The 3978-nt window shown below is 62.9% G+C and carries 2 protein-coding genes and 1 pseudogene; all 3 read right to left on the bottom strand.

The features are described from left to right. Positions 1-1055 (bottom strand): ABC transporter permease (locus P8Y64_14400; GenBank protein ID MEJ2061638.1); only part of this gene is annotated, 1055 nt, incomplete at its 3' end. A 7-nt stretch (positions 1056-1062) separates the two neighbouring features. Further along, positions 1063-2169 carry an ABC transporter permease gene (locus tag P8Y64_14395; protein MEJ2061637.1) on the bottom strand — a complete coding sequence of 369 codons (1107 nt, stop codon included), beginning with the start codon at positions 2167-2169 and terminating at the stop codon, positions 1063-1065. 38 nt (positions 2170-2207) lie between these two features. Next, positions 2208-3817 (bottom strand): annotated as a pseudogene (locus P8Y64_14390) (ATP-binding cassette domain-containing protein). Positions 3818-3978 lie beyond the last annotated feature (161 nt).

The following is a 3978-nucleotide window of genomic DNA, read 5'->3' as shown; positions in this document are numbered from 1 at the left end:
ATGACGGCCATCGGCCAGAACTGGCCGATGAGCAGATGAAACGGCGTCCCCTCCAGGAACACGCCGCGTAGAATGACCAGGAAATAGCGCAACGGATTGGCGTAGGTGATGTCCTGCACCAATACCGGCATGTTCTCGATCGGCGTGGCGAAGCCCGACAGGATGACCGCCGGTACCATGAACAAAAACGCACCCAGCAGCCCCTGCTGCATGGTTACCGCGATAGAGGAAATCATCAGCCCGACCCCGATGGCGGCCAGTATGAACAACGCCAACCCGACATATAGCGTGACCAGACTGCCGATCAGAGGAACGTGAAACCCAAACACGGCGATCAGGGTGATCAACGTGGCCTCGACCAGGCCGATGAGCAGCCCCGGTAGCGCCTTGCCGATCAGGATTTCCACGGGCCGCAGCGGGGTGACCAACAACTGGTCGAAGGTGCCCTGCTCGCGTTCGCGGGCCACCGACAGCGAGGTCACCACCATGGTCACCACCAGGGTGAGCAGGCCCACGATTCCCGGCACGATGAACCAGCGGCTTTCCAGGTTGGGATTGAACCAGGCGCGCATCACCAGTTGCGCCGGTGGTGCCCGCAAGCCGTGCCGTTCGTTCCATTTCTGGTTGTACTGATCGACGATGTCGCGGGCGTAGTTGAGGACGATCATCGCGGTATTCGAGTTCCGCCCGTCAATGATCAGCTGCGTGGGTGCCGGCTTACCGGCGTAGAGATCCCGACCGAACCGCGGACCGATATGCAGCACCATCAGTGCGCGCTGGGAATCTATGGTTTCACGGATCTGCGGCACGCCGGTCAGGTGCGCGACGACACGGAAGTTTTTCGAACCCGTAAAATCGGCCACCAGTTGCCGCGAGGCGGCGCCACCGTCTTCGTTGTAAACGGCTATCGGCACATGCGTGACGTCCAGGGTGGCGGCATAGCCAAACACCAGCACCTGCACCAACGGCGGAAAAGTCACCACCACCCGACTCTTGTTGTCCTTCAACAGGGTCAGCAGTTCCTTAAAGGCCAGCGCCAGAATACGCTTCCACATGTTCGCTTCACTCCAATCGCTTGCGCGACCGCGCCCGGCTGATGCCGAGAAAAATGACGGCCATCACCAGCAGGGCCAGGGCATTGGGCAGGATCACCGACCAGATGTTGCCGGCCAGAAACACGGTGTGCAGGATGGCCACGAAATAGCGTGCCGCGATGATGTGCGTCAGCACCTGCACGATCGTCGGCATGCTGCCGATATCGAAAATGAATCCCGACAGGATGAAAGCGGGCAGGAAGGTGGCCACGATGGACACCAGCCCGGCCACGAACTGGTTGCGGGCCAGAATCGAAATCACCAGTCCCATGCCGAGTGCGGCGAGCAGAAACAGTGCCGAGGCCAAAAACAACACCCATAGCGAACCGCGCAACGGTACCTGGAACAGCCAAACGGCCATCGCCACCGACAATGCCATGCCGCCCATGCCAAGCACGAAGTAGGGCAGAATCTTCCCCAGCAGGATCTCACGCATCGCCACCGGTGTGACCATCAACGCCTCCAGCGTGCCGCGCTCCCATTCCCTGGCCATCACCAGCGCGGTGAGCAGCGCCCCGATCAGGGTCATGATCACCGCCACCAGACCCGGCACCAGGTAATCGCGCGAGCGCACCTCGCTGTTGAACCAGATGCGATACTGCAGGTCGACCGGCACCTTGAGCTCCTGCCCCCTCGCCGCCGCGCGGCGCTGCAGCCAGGTGAACCACGCGCCTTTCACATAGCCCTGCACGAGGCGCGCCGTGTTGGCGTCCACGCCGTTGACGATCACCGCCACGGGAGCCTGGGTACCGTCATTCACGCGACGGGCAAAATCGCTGCGCAGCCACACGATGCCCTTGACCCGGCCACTCGCCAGCGCAGCGCGCGCCGCATGAATGTTCGAAACCTCCTGCGGCACGAAGTATTCCGATTGCCGAAACACGCTGACAAAACCGGCCGTCTCGGTACTCGGATGGTCCACCACCAGTGCCAGATGAATATGCTTGGCATCCAGTGAGACGCCATAGCCGAACAACAGCAACAGCACCACCGGCAGCAGGAAGGCGATGGCGATGCTGCTCGGATCGCGCAATACCTGTAAAAACTCCTTGCGGATCAGGCCGCGCAAACGCATGCCGCTGCCGCCGCGCTGCAGGGTTCTGCGCGAACGATTCACGCGGCCTCCTGTGCCGATGCTTCACCGTTCTCGATCAGGCGGATGAAGGCCTCTTCCATGTCGGGCGGCGACTCATCCCCTTCCTGTGCCCGGGCCTTGATGTCCGTCGGACTGCCGGTCGCCAGCAAGCGCCCCTGGGCCATGATCGCCAGCCGGTCGCAGTATTCGGCCTCTTCCATAAAATGCGTGGTGACCATGATCGTCACGCCGTGCTCCGCCAGGGCGGTGATGCGTTGCCAGAACTCGCGCCGCATCAGCGGATCCACACCCGATCCATCTGGCTGCGCCGCCGGCTCACACCCAATCCATAGGCACGGGCGAAAAAATTGAGGTTTTGGCGTACGGTCAGATTGCCGTACAGCGAAAAACGCTGCGACATATAGCCGATGCGCGCACGCGCCGAGGCGGCGGCGGTACGCAGGTCCTTGCCTGCCACACCCAGTTCCCCCTCGCTGGGCGGCAACAGGCCACACAACATGCGAAAGGTGGTCGACTTGCCGGCGCCGTTGGCGCCCAGCAATCCGAAGATCTCGCCTCGACCGACCTCGAAACTGATACCATTGACCGCATAGAACTCACCGAACCGGCGCTTGAGATTCCTGACGCGGATCACCGCCCCGTCGCCACCCTGACCTTGTCCGGGAGGCTTCACATCCATCCCTTCCACCGCCGGCGCATCACCCTCGCGTTGCGCACGCAGGCGGGCGACAAAACTGTCCTCGAAGCGCGGCTCGACCGCCTCGACCTGCACCTGTTCTATGCCGGCCACTGCCTGCTCCACCGGCGTTTCCGCCTGCTGCAGGACCAGCCGTACCCCTTCGGCCTGCACAACCGCGTCCAGCACGCCGGGCGCGCCGACCAGGCGCTGCTGCAATGTACGCTTGGCAAGCTGCGGGGCGTTCGCACGGTACACCTGGCCACGCATTTCCTCACGAAACGCCTCGGGCCGTCCCTGACCGAGCACCTGCCCCTCGTGCAGCAGGATCACCTCGTCACAGCGTTCGGCTTCGTCCAGATAGGCAGTCGACAGCAGCACCGTCATGTCCTGCTGCTCGACCAATTGGTAGACGATGTCCCACAATTCGCGCCGTGAAACGGGATCCACGCCCACCGTCGGCTCGTCCAGCAGCAACAGGTCGGGCGCGCGCACCAGCGTGCAGGCCAATCCCAGTTTCTGTTTCATACCACCCGAGAGCCGGCCGGCCAGTCGCTTGCCAAACGGTCCCAGCCCGGTCATGTGCATCAATGTTTCATAACGTGCCTGCCGTTCCTGGTGCAGCACGCCCTGCAAGTCGGCATACAGGTCCAGGTTTTCCTGTACCGACAGGTCTTCATACAGGCCGAAACGCTGCGGCATGTACCCCAGGCGCGCCTGCAGCTCCAACGCATCGTGTTCGGTATCCAATCCCAACACCTGCATGGTTCCCGTATCGGGGCGCAACAGGCCGGCCGCGAGGCGCATGAAGGTCGTCTTACCTGCACCGTCCGGGCCGATCAGACCGGACACGCGTCCCCGCCCCACCTCGAAGCTCACGTCCTTGAGTGCATCGACGGTGCGCCGGCCGCTGACAAATCGCTTGCTGACACCTTCGGGATGCAGCACCACATCGTCTTGTCCCGGCGTATGCGAGCTCACTGCATGCTCCTGCCCTGCCCCATGTCGGGCATCGGGGTGAGGGATGTCTGGCCGGCGCCGATATTGCGCGGCTGGCTGCTCAGATAGCCGTTGATCTGGGTCAGGTCGGTCACCCCCAGGGTCCCGGCCGC

This window comes from Gammaproteobacteria bacterium (assembly GCA_037388465.1).
GTDB lineage: Bacteria > Pseudomonadota > Gammaproteobacteria > SpSt-1174 > SpSt-1174 > JARRKE01.
Note: the sequence above shows the minus strand (reverse complement) of the source record. Positions and strands in the feature narration are given on the sequence as shown.